The organism is Psychrobacter sp. NPDC078501, assembly GCF_044900935.1.
GTDB lineage: Bacteria > Pseudomonadota > Gammaproteobacteria > Pseudomonadales > Moraxellaceae > Psychrobacter.
The window spans coordinates 346,210-371,477 of record NZ_JBJDOS010000001.1 but is presented as its reverse complement, the minus strand read 5'-3'; the positions used below and the strand labels follow the sequence as shown (position 1 = coordinate 371,477).

General features: G+C 41.7%; 19 protein-coding genes. 8 read left to right on the top strand and 11 right to left on the bottom strand.

Annotated elements, in window-relative coordinates:
- Positions 1-4 precede the first annotated feature (4 nt).
- A complete protein-coding gene (gene petA / locus ACI2IW_RS01455) occupies positions 5-589 on the bottom strand; it encodes a ubiquinol-cytochrome c reductase iron-sulfur subunit (protein WP_057759305.1) in 585 nt (194 codons plus the stop codon).
- Between the two features lie 521 nt (positions 590-1,110).
- Positions 1,111-3,054 (bottom strand): ATP-binding cassette domain-containing protein, encoded by a 1,944-nt coding sequence (locus ACI2IW_RS01450; protein ID WP_404692406.1) that lies wholly within the window; start codon positions 3,052-3,054, stop codon positions 1,111-1,113.
- A gap of 231 nt (positions 3,055-3,285) precedes the next feature.
- Between ACI2IW_RS01450 and ACI2IW_RS01445 the strand changes: the two genes are divergently transcribed.
- The 3 genes from ACI2IW_RS01445 (at position 3,286) to ACI2IW_RS01435 (ending at position 6,987) form a co-directional block, all read left to right on the top strand.
- Positions 3,286-3,543, top strand: a complete 258-nt coding sequence (locus ACI2IW_RS01445; protein WP_179798783.1) for a SlyX family protein — start codon at positions 3,286-3,288, stop codon at positions 3,541-3,543.
- Positions 3,544-3,761: 218 nt separating this feature from the next.
- On the top strand, positions 3,762-5,261 hold the full coding sequence (locus tag ACI2IW_RS01440; RefSeq protein WP_404692405.1) for an outer membrane protein transport protein: 1,500 nt from the start codon (positions 3,762-3,764) through the stop codon (positions 5,259-5,261).
- Positions 5,262-5,631: 370 nt separating this feature from the next.
- Positions 5,632-6,987 (top strand): outer membrane protein transport protein, encoded by a 1,356-nt coding sequence (locus tag ACI2IW_RS01435; protein WP_404692404.1) that lies wholly within the window; start codon positions 5,632-5,634, stop codon positions 6,985-6,987.
- A 558-nt stretch (positions 6,988-7,545) separates the two neighbouring features.
- Here ACI2IW_RS01435 and putP read toward each other — a convergent pair.
- The gene (putP, locus tag ACI2IW_RS01430; RefSeq protein WP_101205470.1) at positions 7,546-9,045 is read right to left on the bottom strand and encodes a sodium/proline symporter PutP; all 1,500 of its coding nucleotides are present in this window, start codon (positions 9,043-9,045) and stop codon (positions 7,546-7,548) included.
- Between the two features lie 457 nt (positions 9,046-9,502).
- Entirely contained in the window at positions 9,503-10,375 is an 873-nt protein-coding gene (locus ACI2IW_RS01425) for a LysR family transcriptional regulator (RefSeq protein ID WP_101205469.1), read from the bottom strand.
- A gap of 374 nt (positions 10,376-10,749) precedes the next feature.
- On the opposite strand from ACI2IW_RS01425, the gene leuC reads away from it, so the two are divergent.
- The 5 genes from leuC (at position 10,750) to ACI2IW_RS01400 (ending at position 16,465) form a co-directional block, all read left to right on the top strand.
- Positions 10,750-12,168 carry a 3-isopropylmalate dehydratase large subunit gene (gene leuC / locus ACI2IW_RS01420; protein WP_238068399.1) on the top strand — a complete coding sequence of 473 codons (1,419 nt, stop codon included), beginning with the start codon at positions 10,750-10,752 and terminating at the stop codon, positions 12,166-12,168.
- Positions 12,169-12,310: 142 nt separating this feature from the next.
- Positions 12,311-12,961, top strand: coding sequence for a 3-isopropylmalate dehydratase small subunit (gene leuD / locus ACI2IW_RS01415; RefSeq protein WP_057759322.1), 651 nt, complete (start codon positions 12,311-12,313; stop codon positions 12,959-12,961).
- A gap of 136 nt (positions 12,962-13,097) precedes the next feature.
- Positions 13,098-13,817 (top strand): hypothetical protein, encoded by a 720-nt coding sequence (locus ACI2IW_RS01410; RefSeq protein WP_404692403.1) that lies wholly within the window; start codon positions 13,098-13,100, stop codon positions 13,815-13,817.
- 62 nt (positions 13,818-13,879) lie between these two features.
- A complete protein-coding gene (gene leuB, locus ACI2IW_RS01405; protein WP_404692402.1) occupies positions 13,880-14,983 on the top strand; it encodes a 3-isopropylmalate dehydrogenase in 1,104 nt (367 codons plus the stop codon).
- Between the two features lie 360 nt (positions 14,984-15,343).
- Positions 15,344-16,465, top strand: coding sequence for a L,D-transpeptidase family protein (locus tag ACI2IW_RS01400; RefSeq protein WP_404692401.1), 1,122 nt, complete (start codon positions 15,344-15,346; stop codon positions 16,463-16,465).
- A gap of 312 nt (positions 16,466-16,777) precedes the next feature.
- Here the strand turns inward: ACI2IW_RS01400 and infA are convergent, their stop codons facing one another.
- From infA to dinB, 7 genes are all read right to left on the bottom strand, one after another.
- The gene (infA, locus tag ACI2IW_RS01395; protein WP_021814850.1) at positions 16,778-16,999 is read right to left on the bottom strand and encodes a translation initiation factor IF-1; all 222 of its coding nucleotides are present in this window, start codon (positions 16,997-16,999) and stop codon (positions 16,778-16,780) included.
- Positions 17,000-17,120: 121 nt separating this feature from the next.
- Positions 17,121-17,954, bottom strand: coding sequence for a tRNA pseudouridine(38-40) synthase TruA (gene truA / locus ACI2IW_RS01390; RefSeq protein WP_404692400.1), 834 nt, complete (start codon positions 17,952-17,954; stop codon positions 17,121-17,123).
- Positions 17,955-17,997: 43 nt separating this feature from the next.
- The gene (locus tag ACI2IW_RS01385) at positions 17,998-19,098 is read right to left on the bottom strand and encodes an asparaginase (protein WP_404692399.1); all 1,101 of its coding nucleotides are present in this window, start codon (positions 19,096-19,098) and stop codon (positions 17,998-18,000) included.
- Between the two features lie 163 nt (positions 19,099-19,261).
- Positions 19,262-20,890 carry a FimV/HubP family polar landmark protein gene (locus ACI2IW_RS01380; protein WP_404692398.1) on the bottom strand — a complete coding sequence of 543 codons (1,629 nt, stop codon included), beginning with the start codon at positions 20,888-20,890 and terminating at the stop codon, positions 19,262-19,264.
- A 51-nt stretch (positions 20,891-20,941) separates the two neighbouring features.
- Complete coding sequence (locus ACI2IW_RS01375) at positions 20,942-22,681, bottom strand: FimV family protein (RefSeq protein WP_404692397.1); 1,740 nt, start codon at positions 22,679-22,681, stop codon at positions 20,942-20,944.
- Between the two features lie 110 nt (positions 22,682-22,791).
- A complete protein-coding gene (gene queA, locus ACI2IW_RS01370; protein ID WP_404692396.1) occupies positions 22,792-23,994 on the bottom strand; it encodes a tRNA preQ1(34) S-adenosylmethionine ribosyltransferase-isomerase QueA in 1,203 nt (400 codons plus the stop codon).
- 170 nt (positions 23,995-24,164) lie between these two features.
- Entirely contained in the window at positions 24,165-25,250 is a 1,086-nt protein-coding gene (dinB, locus tag ACI2IW_RS01365; RefSeq protein WP_404692395.1) for a DNA polymerase IV, read from the bottom strand.
- Positions 25,251-25,268 lie beyond the last annotated feature (18 nt).

Genomic DNA, 25,268 nt, shown 5'->3' with positions numbered 1-25,268 from the left:
CATATTAAGCCTCCCCAACCGTCAAGATGGTACCATCCATACCATATTCTGGAACGGGTAAATTAAGTGGTGCAGGGACGCCGCTATATACGCGACCTGCTAAGTCATATTTTGACCCGTGACACGGACAGAAAAATCCGCCGTACCAATCATTACCACCTAAATCCACCGCGCCCACATCAGGACGGTAGTTTGGTGCACAGCCCAAATGTGTGCAAACGCCTTCGACAACCAATACGGTTGGATCTAAAGAGCGAGTAGGATTTTTGCAATATTCAGGTTGTAGAGACGCATCAGACTCAGGATCGGATAATAGAGGTTTGACTGACTCTAATCCTGCAACCATGTCTTCGGTGCGCTTAACCACATAAATAGGTTTACCACGGTATTTGACGACGATCATTTGTCCATCTTCGATAGAACCAATATCTTGGGTCACTGCAGCCCCTGCAGCCTCAGCTTTAGCGCTTGGGTACCAAGAACGGACAAAAGGTGTCGCCACGGCAGCTACCCCAGCTGCACCAATCGCGGCAGTTGAGGCAATAAGAACTCTACGGCGTTGTACATTAACGCCTTCGGCTTGGCTCATTAATACTTCCTCCAGGTGAATGAAATGGGATTATCCCACACTGGGTTTGTGGCTTAGAAAATATACAATATCAAGCCACTTTAGCTGTGCCTAATTTTGCTAATTGTTGCTATTCTAAGCTATTTCGGTGATAAAATAAATTATTGCGTTAAAAATAAAGCAACCTCAATAGGACATATTAGAAGGTTGAATATGATAATCAAACCAAAACAGTTGGATTATCAACGTTTAACGCTAACTTTGCTTTAACAAGGATTATGATGTGATGACCTTATAAATAATAAGGATTTTCAGCAATAGCGAATGATACTTGAAATTCAGGCAATGTTCACTAACTTTCACCATCTAACTACTTTGTAAGTTGCTGTAAAACAAATATCACCACTCTATATAATAAAGTGGTGATGTTTTCATAATGATTAATAAGGTTTTGTCAGACTATCAGAAACTTATTTATCGAAATACGCAATACGCAGTACATGTGCGATATTCCAATAAACTCAGTTAGAGAGTTGCCATTATTAGCCTTCAAGCTCACTCCAACGTTCAAGCTTGTGCATCATCTCATCTTCAATGGTTAGGAGACGCTCACTAGCAGCTGTCGCCGCATCAAAGTCAGTATTGAACCAAGAGCCATCGGCCAGCTTTTCTTGCAATTGAGCTTGTTCGGCTTCGAGTGCAGCGATTTCTTTTGGCAAGTTATCCAGTTCGCGTTGATCATTATAATTTAGCTTTTTGGCTGCCTTATTTGGTTTCGCTGCTGCGCCAGACTTGTTTGTCGCTTTATTACTAGCCGCATTGTTGCCAGGTGCTTTGGCAGCACGGGATGTTTCTTCACGGTTTTTTTGTACGAGGTACTCTTGATAACCACCTACATACTCACTGACCACTCCTTTGCCGTCTTCATCTTCGCCAAACACCCACGTAGAGGTAACGACGTTGTCCATGAATGAACGATCATGACTGATCAGCAAAATCGTACCACCAAAGCTGGCGACTGATTCTTCTAATAGCTCAAGTGTTGCCATGTCCAAATCGTTGGTTGGCTCATCGAGTACTAAGATATTGGCAGGTTTTAATAACTGTTTAGCCAGTAGTACTCGGTTACGCTCACCACCAGACAAGGCTTTGACAGGTGTACGTGCGCGCTCTGGAGCAAATAAGAAATCTTGCAAGTAGCTCATGATATGCGTCTTACGACCGCCAACTTCGACAAAGTCAGAGCCTTCCGAAACGTTTTGTGCAACGCTCGCTTCAAGGTCCAATTGATCACGCAGCTGATCGAAAAATGCGATTTTCAGGTTAGTACCTAATTCGACGCTACCAGACTTGGTAACTTCGTCATCAGACATATCGAGTAGGGCTTTAATAAGCGTAGTTTTACCCGCACCGTTAGGGCCGACAATACCAATCTTATCTCCACGCATAATAGTGGTCGTAAAATCATCTACTAGTACGTTGCCGTCATATTCAAGATGTAAGTTTTTGACTTTACAGACAAGCTTACCGCTTTTCTCGCCTTGACCCATGGTGATGTTTACATTGCCCACTTGCTCACGGCGATCGCTACGCTCTTCACGTAAGGCTTTTAGTTCACGTACACGGCCCTCATTACGAGTGCGACGTGCTTTGATACCTTGGCGAATCCAAACTTCTTCTTGTGCCAGTTTTTTATCAAAGTTGGCATTGTTCTTTTCTTCAGCTTGTAACTGTAGCTCTTTCAGCTCTTGATAGCGCGCGTAGCCACCTTCGCCTTGTGTCACGTCATAGCTGGTCAATTGGCCACGGTCAAGCTCAATAATGCGAGTCGATAGTTTATTGACGAATGCTCTATCATGAGTCACGAACAACAACGTCAGGCCTTGCCAGTCAAGCAAAAAGCGCTCTAACCATTCGATACTTTCAACATCCAAATGGTTGGTTGGCTCATCTAGTAGTAGCACATCAGGCTTAGTAACTAGCGCCCGAGCAAGTAACACGCGGCGTTTACGACCACCAGATAGAGATGATAAGTCATCTTCTGGATTAAGGCCCATGGTCGTAATCAGACGCATGGCATCGCGCTCCAAGTCCCAACCATGCACCGCATCGATATCATGCTGTAGGGTCGCCATGTGCTCACAGGCATCCATATCGCCATTCGCGCACATATCGACTTGCTTATTATAGTTAATGAGCAAATCAGCCGTGCGACGACTGCCGCCCATGACGATGTCTAATATGCGACCGCTAGTCTCAGGAACGTCTTGCTCTAGCATCGCTACACGCATGCTACTGTTGGTAATAATCTCGCCACTGTCAGGCTGCAATGAGCCATTGATCAGTTTAAACAAAGTAGATTTACCTTCGCCGTTGCGGCCAATCAAGCACACACGCTCGCCTGTATTGATAGAAAAATCAATACCATCAAGAACAGGCGCGACGCCAAAGGCTAAGTGAATGTCTTTTAAATGAATCAGTGCCATAGAGTATCTTAAGCTTATATAATAGTGAGGTAGGGGTTGTTGCAAAATTGCCTGCAGTATAACATGCCACCGCGTCACTGTAGTGCGAGTAAATAGTTTTATCAGTACTATTTATTGCTTTTACTAACGGCTGCTAGTCAATGGCTATTATTATAGATTTATCGCTAATCTACAGCACCCCTTAATAATCCATTCTTTCAATTTAATACTTAATATAATTTAGAGAAAAATATGAACCAACCTAGAATTACAGATGATACTTCTGATATTCAAAATGATTTGCAAGCCCAAGTAATCGATTTGCAAATGAGCCTCGCGCATCTTGAAGTGACCGTCGAACGACTGGATGACGTAATCACGCGACAAGACAGAGATATTCATACGCTGCAACGTCAATTACAGCTGATTTATAAACAGATTGAAGGTCAAGATACGGAAAGCGGTATTGCACCGTTTGATGTAATGGCAGACAGACCGCCACATTATTAATGAGTAGAATTTGGAAAGAAAGCATCTAATAGCGGAAGATATATACGTATTTTTATATATAGATACTGTCTGATGACTATGTGGTCATAACATAGAAATAATGTGTTTTTGTAGTTGTTTTAGTGTTAAAAAGTCTTTACTATCTTCCACCTCGGATGCTGATTGCCTATTAAAACTAGGTAAAACAGTAAAACAATGCGGATGTTTGGAGATATAAAATGCGCCACACCTTTCATTTAAAAACTCTTGCAGTAGCTGTTGCTACTCTTTCTGTTGCTAGCGTCGCTAGTGCTGCTGGCCTTGATCGCTCAGGCCAAGATATCACCGCATTCCTACAAGACGGCACTTATGCAGAAGCTGTCTACACTTATATCGATGCTGACGTTACTGGTAAAGATACCTCAGGTAATAAGATCGATGACATCGCAGAGTCTTATGATTTTTTCCGTTACGGTGTAAAAACAGATATCAACGATACATTCAGTGTTGGTATCTTATATGATGAGCCTTTTGGTGCAGCAGCCGATTACACTGGAAATAATAACTTTGTAGGCGCACCAACTGATGCTGTTAATAATATTATTGCATCGCGTCTAGGTGGATTAGGCGTTAATAATGTAGAAGAGTTGAAAGGTTTAGTTGAAGGTACTCAAAACCAGTTAACTGCTGCTGAAACTCGTTTAAATGCAGTTAGAGAGCAAGTAAGACAAGCCCAAGCAGCTGTTAATCAAAACCCAGCACTTGAGCCTGCACTGCGTCCACAGATTAATGCTGGTTTAGCAGGTATCGCCGCTGGCGAAACGCAGCTAGCAGAAGGTCAAGCACAGTTAAATCAACTTGAGCAATTAGAAGGCTTTGCGGATGGTCGCCTTGCGAATGATGAAGGCACAAATGTTGAAGTCCGTAGCGAAAGCATCACAGGTATCCTAGGTGCTAAGTTTGGTCAAAACAAAGAATTCCAAGTGTACGGTGGTCCTGTTGTTCAGCGTATCAAAGCTGATGTAAGTCTTCGTGGTAGTGCCTATAGTGCTGCTACAGGCTATACCGCTCATATTAGTCCTGATACCGACTATGGCTATATCGCTGGTATATCTTATAGTAAACCTGAAATCGCTCTAAAGGCGGCTTTGACCTATCGTTCTGAAATTGACCACAGCTCGAATATCGATGAAATATATCCAGTAGTAGCAGCTTTAGGTGGTGAAGCGAATCAAGGTAATACGCTAGATATTACTACACCTAAATCAGTTAACTTCGATTTCCAAACTGGTATCAACCCTACAACCTTAGCGACTGCCAAAGTACGTTGGGTACCATGGAGTGATTTTGCAATCGTTCCACCACTTTATAATGAAGTAAGCAAGCAAGCAACTAATGATGATAAAGGTTTATCTTTAGTCAGCTATGACGATGACCAATGGCAAGTAGAGTTAGGTCTGGCCAAACGCTTAGCGCCAGCATTGGCAGTAAGTGGTACTGTCGGTTGGGATAGCGGTGCAGGTAACCCTGTCACTTCGTTAGGTCCTATCGAAGGCTATTATAGTGCTGGCCTTGGCGCAAAATATAATGTTACCGAGAACTGGGCGATATCTGCTGGTGGTAAGTATCTATGGTTCGGTGATGCCAAAGGTCAAATCCCAACTAAGACGATTGTTAGTGATTTCGAAAGTAACGATGGTTTTGTATTGGGTGTAAAAGTCTCTTACCAAGCTCAGTAAATCACAAATGAATTATGTGATGCTGTTTGTTATTAATATTAAAAGCGATCCATTATGGGTCGCTTTTTTATTATGTATTTTTAAAAATCACATTTAACAGCTTATGGGTAAAAATATTTATTTTCTGACTATCAACATTACTGTAAAAATCACATTAAAGACAAAAAGTAAACCACAGCATTTTATTTATATCTTATATGTACTGTTCAGTCATATTTGAAAAATAAAGCACTTTAAATGTTGTTTTAGTGTCAAAAAGACATTAGTATTCAACTTAGGACGAAACTTTAGTAATACCAGTATTAAGCATAGCAATGCTACATAATGGTTATTAAAGTATTAATACAACAAGGACCGTTGGAGATACACAATGCGCACTACCTTTCATTTGAAAACCCTTGCAGTAGCTATTGCTACTCTCTCTGTTGCTAGCGTAACCAACGCTGCTGGTCTTGATCGTTCAGGTCAAGATGTCACTGCTTTTTTTCAAGATGGCACTTACGCTGAAGCGGTCTATACTTATATTGACGCTGATGTAAGCGGCTACGATAGTTCGAATGTCAACCCTGGCCAAAATGACTATGAGCGCGGCGACAAAACGGGTGATATTGCTGAAGCTTATGACTTTTTCCGTTATGGTGTAAAAACTGATATCAACGACACGTTCAGTGTGGGTGTACTATATGATGAGCCTTTTGGCGCTGCGGCTGAATACACGCAAAGTAATTTTGTGGCAAGTGAAGACAGGAATGCTTCAGGAGGGGCTTTGGTAGGTGATGGTGTAGACCCACAGACTGCAGGTGCCATAGCACTAGCCGAAGCAAGTACTGCAGGTGAAAATACCAATGTAGAAGTTCGTAGCCAAAGCCTAACGGGTATCCTTGGTATGAAGTTCGGCGCGAATAAAAACTTCCAAATTTATGGTGGTCCAGTTGCTCAGCGTATCCAATCTGAAACCAAGCTGCGTGGCTTAGCTTATGGGCCTGCTAGTGGTTATACCTCAAACAGCAATCCTGATATGGATTACGGTTATATAGCAGGTATTGCCTATAGCAAGCCTGAAATTGCTCTAAAAGCAGCGTTGACTTATCGTTCTGAGATTGACCATGATATAGATATCTCTGAGAATTATCCTATAGCAGGTATTTTGGCTCAAGGAGCTGCTTTGCAGCAAGGAGCGACTCCAGCACAGGCAGCGGCTATAGGGGCTGCGGCTGCTAACCGGAACAGTAATTATGAGATTACAACCCCTAAATCAGTCAACTTTGATTTCCAAACAGGTATCAATCCGACTACTTTAGCAACGGCAAAGGTCCGTTGGGTACCATGGAGCGATTTTGCCATCACACCACCATTATATAATGACGTTAGTAAACGTAATTACGGCCCTGATGGTTTGGACTTGGTTGAATACGAAGATGACCAATGGCAAGTGGAGCTAGGTCTTGCCAAGCGTGTCGCGCCTGCACTTGCTATAAGTGGTACTGTGGGTTGGGATAGTGGTGCCGGTGATCCAACAACGTCGTTAGGTCCTGTCGATGGCTATTACAGCGTCGGTCTTGGTGCCAAATACAACGTGACGGAAAACTGGGCCGTGTCTGCTGGTGGTAAATACTTATGGTTCGGTGATGCAAAAGGTCGTCTACCTAGTGGAAAGATCGTTGGTGATTTCCAAGATAATGATGGTTATATTGCTGGTTTAAAGCTGTCGTATCAAGGTAAATAGCTTCTTTATATAACTGCTGGATAATAAAAAAGCGACCTATGATGGGTCGCTTTTTTATGGGCTTTCTATTACCTATTTGACTGTAAGTTCTCAAATATAGATAGAACAGCAAATATAATCTTTATAGTATTAATTCATATAGCACGACTACATTTTATTTGCCTAGTTTAGCTTAGTGTCCATATACAGCAAATACCCTTGCATTTAAGAACCTATACGCACTCTTACCTTACCGAATGAGTTGTTAATAACGTAGCATACTTGAGGTATACAAGGAAAAGATCTAAATAGGTAATCAAATGTGATATTAAGAAAAGAAGTATTGTTGATAAAGGCTTACTTCGTAAAAGTGAGCAGCAGTTGGAATGCCAAATAGGCTAGGACAATCTGGCTTAGTATATCCATCACAGAGCTATCCATACTACTGTCTCATTGATCATAAGTTCTCTTTGTTTAATACTGTAGTAGGTTAAATATACTAAATCGTTACTCATAAAAAAACCTCGCCAATAATGACGAGGTTTTTCTATAACAATAATCTTAAGATATTACGTAAACTTATTTGTTTAAGTTTAACTCCATCTCTTTGTACTTAGCAGAAACTGAAGGTCTTGGGCCACCAGTCATGATACTAACGGCAAAGATAGCGATAGTACTTAAGATAAAGCCTGGAACGATAGCATATAACCAGCTATTTAGTGCCATACCATCTACTTGGAAAGGACCATAAATCCATAGGATAACAGTCAACGCACCAACAACCATACCAGCAACAGCACCATTACGGTTCATACCACGCCATGTAAGGCTGAAGATAACCAATGGACCAAACGCTGCACCGAATCCTGCCCATGCATTAGAAACTAAGTTCAATACTGAGCTATCTGGGTTAGACGCTAGCATAATGGCAACAATAGCGACAATGATAACTGAGATACGACCAACCAATACCTGGCGAGCTTCTGGTGCGTCTTTATCAAAGAATAGTTTGTATACATCTTTGGTTAGAGAGCTTGATACAACCAATAGCTGCGATGAGATAGTACTCATAATTGCTGCTAAAATAGCTGCTAATAGGAAACCTGAAACCAATGGATGGAACAAGAACTGAGTGAATACTAAGAAGATAGTCTCAGGATCATCCAACGTCATCGCAGTTTTTTGTACGTAGGCACGACCAGCAAAACCAGTCATTAGTGAACCAACCAGACTCACAACCATCCAGCTCATACCGATATTACGTGCAGTCGGTACATCTCTCACTGAACGAATCGCCATAAAACGTACGATAATATGCGGTTGGCCAAAGTAACCTAAGCCCCATGCCATTAACGAAATAATACCGATGACACTCATACCGCTAGTAACGTCTAAAAGGGTAGGGTCGATGTTTCTAACGGCTTCTGTAGTGGCTGAAATACCACCAAGATCAGTAAAGGCAACGACAGGTACGATTACCATGGCAAACAGCATGATGACACCCTGTACGAAATCGGTCATAGATACTGCTAAGAAACCACCGAATAGCGTATAAGCCACAACCACACCAGCAGTAACCCATAGGCCAGTACTATACGATAGGTTAAGTGAGCTTTCGAAGAGTTTACCACCACCTACAAGACTTGCAGCGGTATAGACGGTAAAGAATAGAATGATGACCACTGCTGAGATGACGCGTAGCATGTGCGACTTGTCTTCAAAGCGGTTGGCGAAATAATCTGGTAGGGTGATAGCGTTGTCAGCCACTTCGGTATAAACACGAAGGCGAGGTGCTACGATGAGATAGTTTAATAATGCACCTAATGTCAAACCAAGCGCGATCCAAATACTGACCACACCATCGGCAAACATATAACCAGGTAAGCCAAGTAGTAACCAACCTGACATATCTGATGCACCTGCAGAAAGTGCGGTTACTGCTGGGCCTAAGTTACGACCCCCTAACATATAGCCTTCAGTATCATTGGCTTGCTTAAAATAAGCGTAAACACCAATCCCAATCATCACTAAGAAATAGGCGCCGAGTGATATCAGCACGCCACTAGAAACTCCGTTCATATAAATTGTCCTTAACCAACATGGTTGGCTGTAATTATTTTTTAACTATAAAAGTTCTGTCCTACAAGGCGATGTCCAAAACAATATTTAAAGACAAAAAAAGCCATTAATTGAGACATAATGGCTTTTTTCAGTATCTTCTGTAGTTATATATGATTGATGTCGTTCTATGGCTAGCACTCATATAGAGATAGAGAACAATGGGAATTTCGCATTCCACTTATCTATTGTTATTGCTCGCATCTGCTATTTATATATGAGTATTGGCAACCTACACAATCAACCAAAACCATTAAACCTACTGTTAACCATCATATCTTACTAGAAGTATTCAATATATGACTATCAGTGTCCTTGTGGTAAATTTTTGTTATAAAAGCAACGTCAAGCGTATTATAACGCATGAGAATCACAAATGCGAATAGCTTAATTCTTAGACTGTTATAGTGAGCTCTTTTTATTCAATAGGCGCAAGTAAGTCTAGTAGGGCGGTCACGCTGCTAGATTGAGTTAATTTTGGATTGATAACCACACCTAAATAGCGTTGTAATTCAATATTGTCAGCCATATCGATACGTTCCAAATCTTGACTGACCATCGTTTGTGGTAGTACTGACCAACCAAGACCAACAGATACCAGCATACGGATAGACTCAAGAGGGTTGGTGCTCATCGTGGCATAAGGCTTCAGATTGTGCTTGGCAAACTCAGCCAAGGTAATTTGACTGGTAAAGGTATTGGCAGAAGGCAAAATGGCAGGATAGCGCGCTAACTGCTCCAACGTCACATTAGATTTAGTAGCCAAAGGTGATAGTGTACCCGTCATAAAATAAAGAGGGTCTGACCAGAGCGTGTGATAAGTTAAGCGCTTATCATATACAGGAGGTAGAGTTACAAAGGCCAAAGACAAATCACCATCTAGTACTGCTTTATGAGCTTTTTCAGAATCTACGAAGTGTACTTCTAACTGAACAGCTGGATAAGCTTGAATGAAGTGTTTCAAGACGGGTGCTAAATGATGTAGGCCAATATGATGGCTAGTACCAATGACTAACTTGCCAGAGACGATATGCTGAGAATGCTGTAAGTTGATTTTAAAGTTCTCATAATCTTCTAGCCAACGCTTGGCATGAGGTAGCATTTCGCTAGCCGCCTGAGTAGGCACAATCCCGCGTCCTACCGTATCAAACAAGGTAATGTTAAACTCGTCTTCTAAGTTCTTGATGCGTTTACTAACAGCAGGCTGCGTGATAAATAGCTTTTCTGCGGCGCCTGAGATACTGCCAGTGTGCATAACGGTAACGAATGTCGTCAAGTTTGTGGTGTTCAAACGAATGTCCTTAGCTACTTTACAAGCTATAAATAAAAGTTGGCTGACCCAATCACAACATATTAGAAATAAAAGTTTGCGTCTGGTTAAAAATCATCAATTATTATTATAGGATTTGCCTGCTATAATCACAAGACATCGAGGCATATTGTGACATATTTATTCTAAAAAATTGGCTATTTGCTATTTAAAACGTATTTTAAGCGTTAATTTTAGTCATATTTAGAGTCTCATAAAGAAATAATATTTAAATCTTAGATACGATAGTAATTATTAAACATTATAGATAGACATAGCATTTACGTAGAATCTTAGCTTGGCAATGTGCAAGTAAGTAAAAATTAAGTAATTAGTAACCTATAAAGGATAGCAACATGGCTGGTCAAACGTTATATGACAAACTTTGGAACGCTCACGAAGTCACCAAGCGCGACGATGGTTCGAGCCTGATTTATATCGACCGCCACCTGTTGCACGAAGTGACGAGTCCGCAAGCATTTGAAGGGTTGGAGTTGGCAAATAGAGCGCCATGGCGTTTATCGGCTAACATTGCCAGTCCAGATCATAATGTGCCGACCGTCACTAAAGAGCGCCTAGAAGGGGTGCCTGGGATTAAAGACAAGGTATCACGCTTGCAGGTTGTCACGTTGGACGATAATTGCACTAAGTTTGATATTGCTGAATTTACTATCAATGATGCGCGTCAAGGTATTTTGCACGTGGTCGGTCCAGAGCAAGGTTTGGTCTTGCCGGGTATGACGGTTGTTTGCGGTGACTCGCATACAGCGACCCATGGGGCACTTGGCTGCTTGGCTCATGGTATCGGAACTTCTGAAGTTGAGCATGTATTGGCAACGCAGTGTTTGATTCAAAAGAAATCAAAAAATATGCAAATCCGCGTCACTGGTCAACTTGGCACTGGCGTCACTTCAAAAGATGTGGTGTTAGCTATTATTGCAAAAATCGGTACAGCAGGTGGAACAGGACACGCGATTGAATTTGCAGGTCAAGTGTTCGAAGACATGAGTATGGAAGGCCGTATGACCGTCTGTAACATGGCGATTGAAGCAGGTGCGCGTGTCGGTATGGTTGCGGTCGATGACACGACAATTGATTATGTCAAAGGTCGTCCATATGCGCCAAGCGAAGCACAATGGGAACAAGCTGAAGCCTACTGGCGCACACTATATTCAGACGATGACGCGGTATTTGATACTGTGGTAGAAATCGACGGTAGTCAAATTGCACCGCAGGTGTCTTGGGGTACATCGCCTGAGATGGTGGTAGATATCACGCAATCCGTACCGACACCAGATCAAGCCATTGATGAAGCTCAAGAAGAAGGCTGGTTACGCGCTTATACTTATATGGGGCTAGAAGCTGGTCAGAAAATTACGGATATTCAACTTGACCGTATATTTATTGGTTCATGTACCAATTCACGTATCGAAGATTTACGTGATGCGGCAGCGGTAATCAAAGGTCGCAAAGTTGCTGATAACGTAAAAGAAGCGATCGTTGTTGCAGGCTCTGGACAAGTGAAACTGCAAGCAGAGGCTGAAGGCTTGGATACGTTATTTACTGAAGCTGGTTTTGAATGGCGTGAGCCGGGCTGCTCGATGTGTCTTGCGATGAATGCAGACAAACTTGAGCCGCAAGAGCATTGCGCCTCAACGTCTAATCGTAATTTTGAAGGTCGTCAGGGTAACGGTGGTCGTACGCATTTAGTAAGCCCAGCAATGGCAGCTGCCGCCGCGTTGGCAGGTCATTTTGTAGACGTTCGTACGTTTTAAGTCTGATAATAAGTAGCTGACATCATGCTTGTATTAACGATAAATATATGAGCATGCTGTCAAAGATGGTAAAAACTTATTTACTATTTAACATGCTTATCAAGATCATCAGCCAGCAAAAATATAATTGATAGGAAATTTTATGCAAGCTTATAACACCCAAACAGGTATCGTTTGCCCGTTAGATCGCGCAAACGTCGATACCGACCAAATTATCGCAAAACAGTTTTTAAAGTCTATTAAACGTACAGGTTTTGGCGTAAATCTATTTGACGATTGGCGCTATCTTGACGAAGGCTATCCTGGTCAAGACAACAGCACACGAGTCATCAATCCAGATTTTGTATTAAACAAACCACGTTATCAAGGTGCTACTATCTTACTAGCACGTAGAAACTTTGGCTGTGGCTCTAGTCGTGAGCATGCACCTTGGGCACTTTCAGAGTATGGTTTCCGTACGGTAATTGCGCCTAGTTTTGCAGATATCTTTTACAATAACTGTTTCAAAAATGGCATGTTGCCGATTGTGTTGGATGAAGCGATTGTCGATACGTTAATGAAGGCGACTTTTGATAACGAAGGCTATGAATTGACCGCTGATCTTGAGCGTCAAGTCGTTATTACACCAACTGGTGAAGAGTATGCCTTTGAAGTAGATGCTTTTCGCAAACATTGCTTGTTAAACGGACTTGATGATATTGGTTTAACCTTGCAACAAAGTGATGCTATCAAAGATTATGAGCAACAAATGATGCAAAAAACACCGTGGATATTTAACGACGTACGAGCGTAGAAGGTCATTCTATAATCTATTGCTAATAAAATATGAGTAGTCGCAACGCAGCGTTGAGTTATTGCGGTGAACTGTCTAAAATGAAGGATAGTTTTTCACTACATTTTATTATCTCTCTTGAATAGTAGCCGCCATTATGAATACAAAACGTTATGCTCTATGGACAAGTACAATTGTTGCTGCAAGCTTATTATTGTCAGGCTGTCAGCTATTGACGGGCTATCAAAAAATAAATGAGGCAGAGAGTGCTGAAGCATGGGTGGGTAAAATTAAACCTATCGCTGGTGAAGTAAATATTGCCTGTGTGGGTACATATCATTGCGAAATTGTGCAGATAGATAAAACACTCATTATCGCGCCCAACAGTCACGAACCAATCAATCCTCAGATTATGACAGCCTTACCACGTCAAGAAGGTATGGCGAAAACATCGATGAATATGGATATGACACCACTGGTCAATAAAAATGCCATAAAAGTTGTGCCGTTAGCGCCTTCTAGTATGCCAGGATTGACCAACTACTATGCACGAGTCATGCCTGCCAAACACGAGGTTCATGTTAATTTTTATCCAGAGAACAACATGGGCTATGTTGAGCGTTTTGCGATGATTCATGATTTCACTGAAGCAGGCACCTATCAGTTACGTGCTTATCAAAAGAAGAACAGCGAAAAATCAGGCAGTCTATTAGACACAGCATCACCTGAGCCCTTATGTATTGAGCTATTGCAAGGCACTCAAGTACAGCGCCGATTCTGTAAGCAACTAGACGCTGAGCATCAAGGTGAGTTTGTAGAGACTGGTATGGCCAAAGCAGTAACATCAGCACCTAAAGCCAAAAAAATGGCAGCATAAAATATGAGTATGAAAAGCTCAAAAATATAACCAACCAATAAAAATATTTCAAAAGGATCAGTATGGCAACGATTTTAACATTAGCGGGTGATGGTATTGGCCCTGAAATCATGACCCAAGCCGTTGACGTGCTCAAAGCTGTCAATGATAAGTTTTCACTTGACTTAACGCTTGAGTCTGGATTAATTGGCGGTGTGGCTATTGATGCAACTGGTGAGCCTTTGCCAGATGAAACATTGGATCGTGCTCGCGCCGCAGATGCTGTATTGCTAGGTGCGGTCGGTGGTCCTAAATGGGATGCGATCGAGCGTAGTAAACGTCCTGAGCGTGGTCTATTGAAAATCCGTGGTGAGCTTGGTTTATTTGCCAACCTACGTGTAGCCAAGCTATATCCACAGTTGGCTAATGCCTCAAGTATCAAACCTGAAATTATCTCAGGTCTAGATCTATTGATCGTTCGTGAACTGACAGGCGGTATCTATTTCGGTGAGCCTCGTGGTATTCGCACACTAGAAAACGGCGAGCAACAAGGCTATAACACGATGGTGTATAGCACAAGTGAGATTCAGCGTATTGGTAAAGTTGCCTTTGAATTGGCAAAAACGCGTGCGCAAGCAGCAGGCACAGCAGCTAAGGTATGTTCAGTTGATAAGGCCAATGTATTAGAAGTCACCGAGCTGTGGAAACAGACGATGATCGAGATGCAGCAGGCTGACTATAGCGATGTGGCGTTATCACATATGTATGCTGACAACGCTTGCATGCAGTTGATTAAAGATCCTAAGCAGTTCGATGTTATGGTGACAGGTAATATGTTTGGCGATATCCTATCTGATGAAGCTGCGATGTTGACAGGCTCTATCGGTATGTTGCCATCAGCGAGTTTAGATGAGTCAGGTAAGGGTATGTACGAGCCGTGTCATGGTTCAGCGCCTGACATCGCAGGACAAGATAAAGCCAACCCGTTAGCGACTATCTTATCTGTTGCTATGATGCTGCGTTACACCTTCAAGCAAGAAGAAGCGGCACAAGCAATTGAGCAAGCAGTCAGTGATGTGCTTGATGATGGTTTACGTACGCTAGATATTTTAGATAGCAGCGAAGCTGGACTTAAGCAGGTAGGCTGTAAAGAAATGGGTCAAGCGGTTTTGGCCAAACTGATATAAGTTAACTTGCGTTTAAAGGCTATTCCTATATAGCATTTTCCACAGTCTTAGTTTGCGTGTTGTATACCCATAGGCTACCAAGTGGCGTATGGGTTTTTTATCGTTTATTTGTTAGCTTATCTATAAGTATCGTATTAACAGAGACGCTGTACAACAAAGCTCCTTTTAACACAAAGCTGTTATATGCTCACAAGGTAATATGACAATATTAGTAGCTTATAAAGGAGCTAAAATATTTCGCTTTTAGCAAAAGTAAAATATCCAAAATCTAGATGCCAAAGGTAAGTTCTAAAAATCCAAAAAACTGTAGTATTTGAAAACTGAAAATAAAAATAGAATTTCTTAAATGAGGAGTATTACATGTATCAATTAACAAGAATCAGTAAAGCATTGACAGTGGTTAGTCTCTCTAGCTTACTATTCATGGGGCAAAGCATCGCAGCAGAGACAACGGATAGTGTGAACGCAAGTAATAGCGTCAAGGCTTCGGCAGAAGTCAGTCCAGTGACTAATGGCGTAAGTCAAAAATTAACAGGAGATAGTAAAGCTGCGACTTCATTGAATAAGCTACTGCCTACTATTAAATACACAACTGAGAACCTATCTGACAATGCAAAAAAGATAAACAATGTCACTTGGACGGCGGATGCAGAGATCGATCGTAATATAGGAACAAAGCTGCAGGCTCTATTAAACTGGCATCATAACGGAGTAGGGCCTGTCGATGGCTACTGGGGCAAAAATACTCGCAAAGCCATGCAGGCGTTTCAAAAAGCGAATGGTTTAGACGTAACTGATACGTTAAACGCTGAGACGTGGCAAGCGCTGACCAAAAATGAGAAGCTCACGACTCAACCAGTACTAGTCAGTTATCAGCTTACTGAAGCAGATGTGAATGTCAAAACCACAACCATACCTGCTGATTCTGTTGCCAAATCCAAGCTTGAGGGAATGTACTACGAAAGTCTTACTGAGGCGTTGGCAGAGAAGTTTCATATTAGTGAAAAATATTTAAAATCGCTTAATCCTGATGCCAGTTTTACTGCGGGTGAAATCATCACGGTATATAACCCTGGTAATCCTAATACCAAGCCTGTGCATCGCGTCGTTGCTGATAAGGCCACTGAGACACTCTACGCTTATGATGAGAACAACAATTTGATCGCTAGCTATCCGACGACAGTGGGCAGTACAGCGACCCCATCACCAACAGGTACTCATACTGTCAAAGTAAAGGTGCACGAGCCCAACTATACTTATACGGCCAATGACGGTAGCAAGTCTATCATTCCACCAGGTCCTAACAATCCAGTAGGCTCAGTATGGATTGGGCTTAGTAAACCAACTTATGGCATCCATGGATCACCAGATCCTGCTCGTATCAGTCGTCAAGCATCAGCAGGTTGTGTGCGTTTGACCAATTGGGACGCGCTTAGTTTGCTCGGAGTCATAAAAAACGGCGCAACTGTTGAATTTAGTTAACGGCGCAACTGTTGAATTTAGTTAACGGCGCAACTGTTGAATTTAGTTAAATGCCATAGTACTAAGTCATAAAAAATAGACGAAAAAAATACCGCTAAAATCTAGCGGTATTTTTTATGGTAAGTAGAAACAGTCAATTACTAAATAACTAAAATATTGATAGGCAATAATGAGCAGATTAGCATTTTCATTATTATTATCAGTTTCACTACCCAAGCGTCATATCAGCTATCAGCGATAACGTAGCTATTCGGCTATTGACTGTATCTTACCAATGCTAACACTTTCATAACCATATTGGTCAGTCAGTATTTAGTTTTTACCACGGTAGGTAATACGGCCTTTAGATAGGTCATAAGGCGTCATTTCAACTTTAACCTTATCACCTGTCAAGATACGAATATAATGCTTACGCATCTTACCAGAGATATGCGCGATGATTTCGTGCCCGTTTTCTAAACGAACTTTGAACAAAGTATTAGGAAGGGTATCAATGACTTCGCCTTCAAATTCAATAATATCGTCTTTTGCCATAATTTGTATCAATCAATTAAAAAATAAGCCCATATTATACGTAAGTTAGTGGATTAAAGCAATACGAACCTGCTTTTGACTTGACAGCATGTAAGTGATATGTATGCCAAATGATATTAATTTAATCAGGTAGATTTAACCAGACAGGTGTTAGCGGTGCATCTGGCAATAAGCTCTGAAAACGTTCAGGATAATAGGCATTGATAAAATACAATCCATCACCTGAAGCCGTAGGTGGTGCAATCGTTCGATCTTTTTTCTGCAAAATATTCAAAAAATCTGCTGGATCTAGCTCATGTCTACCAATGGCATACAATGTACCCATCAAATTGCGAACCATATGATGTAAAAACCCATCTGCTTGTATATCAAAAACGATAAATTGGCCATGAGCAAAAAGGTTTGCATGGCTAATCGTACGCACTGGTTGATTGGATTGACAGGCAGCAGCACGGTAACTGCTAAAATCGTGTGTACCGACGATATCAGCTGCTGCTTGCTGCATGGCTTCTAAATCAAGCGGTTCATAGATATGAGTCACTTGATGATTTAGTATGGCAGGACGCTGTGCTTGGTTGAGCGTAATATAACGATAGCGACGAGCAATAGCACCAAAACGCGCGTGAAAATCAGCTGGCATAGGTTGTATCCAGCGTAGAGCAATATCATCGGGAAGTAGGCTGTTCACACCGCGTAACCAGTTATGAGTTGGGCGATACGCATGAGTCGTAAAATGGGCAATCATATTGCTCGCATGGACGCTGGCATCAGTACGCCCAGCTGCGATGATTTCTACAGGCTCATTGGCAACTTTGCCGATAGCTGTCTCTAAGGCTTCTTGTACACCCAAAACCTCTCGTTGCCGTTGCCAGCCATGATAATGCGTTCCTAAGAACTCAATAGCAATCGCTAAAGTGTAGGTTGGTTCAGTTTCGATAATTTCATTTTCAGACATTAGGGTTTCTAAACTTATAAAATGGGAATTAATTAAAAATCGCTTAGCGCTTTTTGATGCTAGTGCCAGTTTGATTGATATTATTCAACCAACGCTGTCTGCGTCTTGCAGGACTATCATAGCGAAGTAGCAACCAAAGTAATCGGGCATAAATAGCAGGTATGGTCAAACGTCCACCAGCAATGACATGATGCTCGTACTGCCAACTGCCTGCCGCATAGCTATCGCTGACGCCACCAAATGGACATTGACTGGCTGATATCACCATATGTCCACGTTCATAAGCAAGGGACAGTGTCTCTGCTAATGCAGCTGAGTAAGGGATGTTACCGGCGCCAAATCCTAATAGAATAATGCCACATGGTGGCTGCGACAATAAAGCTTGTAGCTGGTTGTTTATCATCGAAACATCGTTAGGTAGGCAATATAGCGCATGAACACTTGCGTTTTCAGCACGTGTTTTAATACTGGACAGCAAGTCTTGTTGGTCATCGAGCCAATGTTGCCTACGCGTGTCAGGTAGATTTTTTATATAGCTATTGGCTGGATAAGCGGCGCGAGAATGACCAGTAAATGCCATCAGATCATGGCTGTGAATTTTCTGTACTGTTTGAGCAGGCCATGATTCGCCGCCAAAACTAATCTTCACACCTGATTCACCAGCAGCGGCTAGTTTTAATGAGTCGTTGAGATTGCCCCAAGCATCGCTATGTTCGTCGATGTTATAGGAATGCAATATCTCACTGTCTAATAATGGGCGCATACTTGCGGTCAGAACAATACAAATATCACTACCTGCAAAAGCTTCTGCTAAAAATGCACCTAAGTAACTCAACGTATCCGTGCCAGTGATGAGTACAAAGCGTCTATCACCTTTGGCATAAGCATTTAGGAGTAGTTGATAGAAATGCGCAAAGTCGCTAGGGGTAAGTTGGCTGCTGTCTTTGATCAGGGTGTTTTCTAACCATGAGACTGTTGGTAAATTGTTTGTACTGTCTTGTGCAGACAAAAGCTTTTGTAAAGTAGGCAAAAACACTTCTGCTGATAATGGCGCTAAAGGTTTGCCGTAGCTACCAAAGGTACCACCAGCATAAATCAGTTGAATAGGATCGGATAGATTTTTGAGCATAACAGAAGATGGCATAGTATCAACACAGTAAACAAGTATGGAAGAAAAGAGGTGCTGGAGAATTGAGCAACGATGGCTAAAGGGTTCAATAATAGATAGTATTAGAGTTAAATGCAAAAAAAATCAGCAAGCATCCCGTGATTAGGAAATACTTGCTGATAAGCGACTAGACTATTGACTACGCAGTACGCTCAAGTAATAGCTGTGCTTGCTGTTTCTGCTCACTGGTACCTTGAGCTATGACCTCATTAAGTAAACGTTTGGCACTGTCATATTCACCCAGTTGCAGATATTGATCTGCCAAGTCTAATGTCACTTGATTACTGTCTAATGACTTTACGAAATCAAAGTCTGCTGCAAAACGTGATGAGAAATCTTCTACTGATTCAGTCTCTTGAGGCGTGATAGAAGTGTCAATCTCAACTGGCGCAGCTGTAGATACTGGGGTAGTGGCCGATGGAGCGTCAAATAGAGAATCAGCATCGTCAATATTAAAATCATCGTCTATCAGCGTATTGTCATCAAATCTCAATGGTGTAGCAGGTGCGATATTCGATTCTTCAACATCGCTAACCTCGATATCATCATTGAGTAATGGTTCCTCGAAATTAATATCTGTAAAGCTCTCTTCTTCAAGGATCATGCTCTCAGAAGTATTATTTCCAAAATCAGTATTTTCCAGAATAAAATTGTTGAAATCACTGTCGTCTTCAGTCGTAGATATGTCGTCATTGGAGACAGTATCGATGTCATCTAATGTATCTAGACTGCCCAAAGATAAAGAAAAGTCATCTTCACTGTTTTGAATAGTATCAAAAGAGTGTTGTTCTGAATTCGTAGATACGTCATTAGGGACGATATTGTCTTTGTCTGTATCGGCTGCTAAATCATCGAAATCTAAGATAAAATCTTCTTCTAGTACCGTTTCCTTACTGCTGTCACTATGTGAAAGACTAGTATCTCCTGAAGCTTCAGTTGAAGTATTGTCGTCAAGTGAATCAAAGTCAAACTCGAAGTCACTGAGATCGTCATCTTCATTATGACTAGTATCATCGTTAGTAGAGGTTTCTAGAACATCATTATGTGCGTTGTCCAATGGTGTAATAGGGGTTGCATTAGGCGCATCAAAATCATTCTCTAAATCGCTGAGGGTAAGATCAAAGTTGTCTTCCTCAGTATCAAGGCTGGTCTCAGATGAGATGACCGAGCTTTCGATAGGTGCATTCATGGCAGCATCGTTAGTGTCTTCAACAATTGAATGACTAGACACTACATCGGTATCAATGTTACTCGGCGGCAAATCAAAGTCGATACTTTCAAAGTTGGTCGTATTTTCTATAGGTAGTTCTTGAGCGACTACTGGATTCTGTTCTTCAAAATATAAGCTTTTTAGCTCATTGGCACGAACAATAGTGCTCTCATCACTATGTATTTTTATAGACTCATAAATACTATTGAAATCTTCTGGTTGGTTTATCGTCGCATATATGCTGAGTAGTTTAAGAGACAATACACTGTTATGAGGTTTTTCACTTAGACCACGTTTAATGGTTTCGATCGCCTTGTCATAGCGCTGCTGATCCACAAAACGCTGAGCAATAGTGATATGGTCAAATTTATGGCTATTGCTGACATTAGTGTGGGTAGGAGTATCATAGTCTACTTTTGGTGATGGAGTAGGCGTATCTTTTCTTGCATTAATAGGCGAAGGTGATGACGATTTCTGCGCCTTATTTTTGCGCAAGAATAAAGCAGCCACTAACAGAATAAGCGCCAATCCGGCGATGATATATAGCATATTGTCCATAGTTATTCCTACGCCTGTGATCACAATCTAATGTATGAATCAGTTAGGCAATTATTGATTGCGTAATTTTTCGAGACGAGCCTGCAGCTCAGCCAATTTTTGGTTTTGTAATTGAATTTTTTTAGTATAGCTACTAAGAGTGCTACTTGTACTTGATAATCGTTGAGCCTGTGATGCTGCCTGCTGCCGCGATGCTTTGAGTGTCGCTAATATATCTGTGCTCAAACCATTTCCTGTGTTTGATGCTGCTTTCGCTTGAGTGCCATCTGCATTGCCATCTCGCCCAGGCGCAAGCACAGAAAATTGTGCTTTTGATAAAGTCTGTGTTTTAGTTGTCGTGGTTTTCTCAGGGCGTTTGGCCGCTTGCGTACTTATAGAGGGTTTTTTAAAAGGTCTTTGAGCTGTTTTTTGCATCGCCGCTGTATTTGCTCTGCGAATATACTGTCTTTGTGCATCGATAGCCGCTTCTAAGTTTTTCTGTGATGGTATGACATCATAACTGGGTAAAATAAGCTTAGCATCTGCTTTTAATTGATCCACGTCTTTATTGATAAAAGCATCAGGGTTTTGAGACTGAATTTGCTTCATCACGACGGAAGTATCTAGATTATTTTCTTGCGCGATCTGCTGAGCAATAATCCATAGGCTATCGTTACGTTGTACTTGGTACTGATTGATTGTCGAGCTATCTGTTGCTCTATCATTTGAAGGTACATTATTGGTAGCGCTGTTAGGAGTTTTCGAAGTTGTATTGTCAATAGAAGCTGCCAAAACGCTAGTATCATTGTTCTCAGTATTGCTTGCTAAGATGCTAGTAGTCGGAGTAGATACGGGTGATATGTCAGTATCTGTTTTTTTACGACTCGGCTGTATCTGCCGTGTGACTTGAATATTTAGAGTGTCGAGTGGTTTATCAATCAATACTTTATCTAAGATTGGAGTATTTTTAATACTTGCCTTATCGCTGTCATTGATGACAGCTTTCGTAGTTTCAGTGTTGTTGTTTGCATTTAAGAAACTGCTATCTAAACGGTTCGCTGAACTAAGTCCGTTATCAGTCTTCTTTGCATTACTGCTAGCATTTTTTATATCAGAGTCGCTATTTAAGCGCCCATTATCAAGCCGACTAGGCGCGTAAGTAAGGTTGCTAGTCCGCGAAGTAGCAGTCACTGTCGGAGCTTGTATGTTAGACACCGATCTAGAAATAGAAGAGTCAACTGCTGCTGTATTTGCAGCAGCGTTAGATACCGATATTAATGGCGGCGGTGCACCTTTTCTTACGGTTAACGGTTTTGCAGCGCTTGCAGAAACACTTGGTAAATTGAGTTTCTGAGTGCCTTTTATACTGTTCTTGGAAGCATTATTAATCGGTAGACTATCGTTTAACGGCATTAATAATGTTTTTGGTACTACATTTTGCTGCCCATTATCATTGATCGATAACACCAAATCAGCAAAGGGCTTGGACACAGGCTGCGATGTGCTGATTAATACCTGACCACTGGTCGCTGAAGTTGCTTGAAAGCGCACTTGCATTGAATCGGTCGGCGTTAATCCCATCTGCTGATAGATAACTGGATTGGCCAAGCTTGCTGAAAAATCAGACGCTCGTATGTCGGTGACCACGATACTTGCGCTCAACGGTTCATGTTGAGCTGAGCTAACGACTGTCTTACCTATAGTTGCAGCTTGCGCGCTTGGAATAATAGCGGCCAAACCTACAGAATAAAGTAATGCCATCGATACCGCGCGATGTACAGGAGTCAAGCGACGAGATAAATGACAAGACATGAGCAGTCCTTTACAAAATAAGTTATCTTTGCTGTTATAACAAAGTACGGTTTAGTTTACCAGTTTATTTCACAACTGTTGCGTCCAATGCATAAATGTTTATTTAATGTTCAGCTTGTTTTCTTGTCAAGTAACATCGCATCGCCATAGCTGAAGAATCGATATTCTTTTTCAATAGCATGTTGATAGGCATGTTCAATCGATGCTTTGCCAGAAAAAGCTGATACCAACATTAGCAACGTCGATTTGGGTAAATGAAAGTTTGTTAACAGTCGATCAATGACACCAAATTTAAATCCTGGATAAATAAAGATGTCCGTGTCGCCTGACCAGCTAGAGAGTGCTTGCCCATTGATAGCCGTTTTTTGATACGCCGTTTCAAGGACGCGAGTCACCGTGGTACCAATAGCAATAACCTTATTGCCATTTGCATGCGTTTGATTAATCAGCTCAGCAGTTGCTTGTGGCAGATGTGCATACTCACTGTGCATAGTATGATTGAGTAGATTGTCTGTTTTAACTGGTGCAAAGGTACCAGCGCCAACATGCAATGTTACAAAAGCAGTATTGATACCTTTTTCTGCCAATTTATTAAGCACCAAGTCATCGAAGTGCAAACTTGCTGTCGGTGCAGCGACGCTTGCAAGCTTAGCGGGATCATGAAACACCGTTTGATAACGAGTATTATCAGTGTCATCGGCATGACGTTCAAAGTAAGGCGGGATAGGTAGCTCGCCGTGAAGTTCTAAATCAGGCAAAATTGGTGCATCAAAGGCTAAAACAAATAAATTATCCTGACGGCCAATCATCGCGCCACTCATATGACCATCGGCAAGTTGAAAGCGTTGACCAAGTTTCAGTGCTTTACTGGCTTTAACATGGCAAAGGGCAATATATTCTTGATTGACTAACTCATTATCTGAATCTTCTAAATGCAGTGTTGCTACATCTAAGTCTGAGACAGTAACCAATCGCTCAATCAAAACCTCAAGTTTACCGCCAGTGTCTTTTTGACCAAATAGGCGTGCCTTCATTACCTTTGTATCATTAAAGACAATCAGGTCTCCAGCGTCTAACAATTCAGGCAATTCAGAAAACAAACAATCTTCTACAGGCGTAGCATTTGTGTCAGTGTGAGCAGGCAAGTACAAAAGTTTTGAAGCAGAACGCTGCGCTAATGGATATCGCGCAATCAAACGATCTGGTAGGTCATAGTCGTAATCTTCCACGCTTAGATAATCTAAGACGTCACTATTGTTATTGGTATCAAGCGGGGCATTAGAATCGGAAGATGCAGTGTGAGCGTTGGTCATAATCAGTCTTTAAATGGATAGAAATTTTGGCATAATTGTAGCAGAAATACTGCTATAAAAGGTTGCTTTACTAAGTAGCCAAAGTGCACAAAATATATTTGAATTACTTAAATAGCCTAAGCAAAAATATTTAACTGTCCTAATGTTTATCACGTTAGCTTTCACTTATTTTACTCAAATAAATTTAATTGAGGCAATAGTTGAGCTGCAGGTGTCAATGACGAAAAAGTGACCCCGACTAATCGGATAGGGAGCTGGCGCGGAATATCTAAGAATAACTTGTCTAACCAGTAATGAGCAGATTCAGCACTACTAAAAGCGGTGGTTAGCGTGTGTGTACGGGTAATCTGAGTAAAGTCAGCATACTTAACCTTGAGCGTTATAGTATGAGCGACGAGATTTTTTTTGTGCAGTTGCGCGAAGGCATCCGCGTTTTGTTCATAGATTTGTACACGTAACGCCGTGTCATCGTTTAGGTTTTCTCTAAAAGTAGTCTCCGAACCAACAGACTTATGCAGGCGCTCAGATTTGACAGCGCGTTCATCCCGACCATGAGCGATATCATGATAAAACTGTCCTCGCTTACCAAACTCATCAATCAATACTTCGGCTGACATACGGCGTAGATCAGCACCGTTAGTCACGCCCATTGCATGTAATCGTCTTGCCGTTGCTTTACCTATCCCATGAAATCGTTCAATAGGTAGCGTACTGATAAAAGCATCAGCGTCTTCTGGCGTGATAATAGCGGTGCCGTTAGGCTTATTGATATCAGAGGCAATCTTAGCCAACATCTTGTTAAAGGACACGCCAGCAGAAGCAGTCAATCCTGTATGTTGCAATATTTGTGTTCTTAACCAATTGGCCATTAATGTCGCTGAGCCTTTATGTACGGTGAGACCAGTGACTTCGAGATAAGCCTCATCTAGCGATAATGGCTCAACATGAGGCGTTAAGCTGTACATAATATTGCGAATATCGCTGCTAACAGCTCGATATACTTCAAAACGTGGTCTAACAAATATGACTTCTGGACAACGTTTGCGAGCCTCATAACAAGACATGGCTGAGCGCACCCCAAACTGACGTACCTCATAGCTAGCCGCTGCTACAACACCGCGACCATTTGGATCTCCACCAACCACTAGTGGCTTGCCCCGTAATTCTGGGAAGTCACGTTGTTCTACACTGGCATAAAACGCATCCATGTCTATATGAATGATTTTACGTGGACTGGATGCTGTAGGAGTTTTCATGGTTGATATTTTACATCA